The sequence below is a fragment of the Adlercreutzia sp. DFI.6.23 genome (assembly GCF_024462535.1).
Classification (GTDB): domain Bacteria; phylum Actinomycetota; class Coriobacteriia; order Coriobacteriales; family Eggerthellaceae; genus Adlercreutzia; species Adlercreutzia rubneri.
Genome location: NZ_JANGBP010000788.1, coordinates 1 through 288, shown reverse-complemented (window position 1 = coordinate 288; position 288 = coordinate 1). Strand labels below are relative to the sequence as shown.

Sequence of the window (288 nt, the reverse complement as noted above, 5' to 3'; positions counted from 1 at the left end):
GTGGCAACGACCATGAGCGTGTACTTCTCGCTGAATGTGATGGTGCCATTGTTCCTCGGAGAGCAGGTTCATTGGGAGTCGACGGTAGCGGGGTTTTGCATGGGGCCGCTGGTGGTTGCCTATGCCCTGGCATCGTTGGCGGGCGGCCGTATGCTCGACCGGAAAGGCCCTCGTCCTTTGCTACCGGGAGGGCTGGGGGTGGCAGTTGCAGGTTCGCTGCTTATGATGGCCGCCGGCCTTACGGCCAGCGTGCCGCTGGTGCTGGCTGGTGCGCTCGTCGTGTTTGTT

General features: G+C 62.8%; 1 protein-coding gene. It reads left to right on the top strand.

Annotated features, from left to right (window positions below; translation table 11 throughout):
- Positions 1-12 precede the first annotated feature (12 nt).
- The coding region (locus NE591_RS15475) for an MFS transporter (RefSeq protein WP_256157126.1) at positions 13-288 on the top strand (276 nt) is incomplete at its 3' end.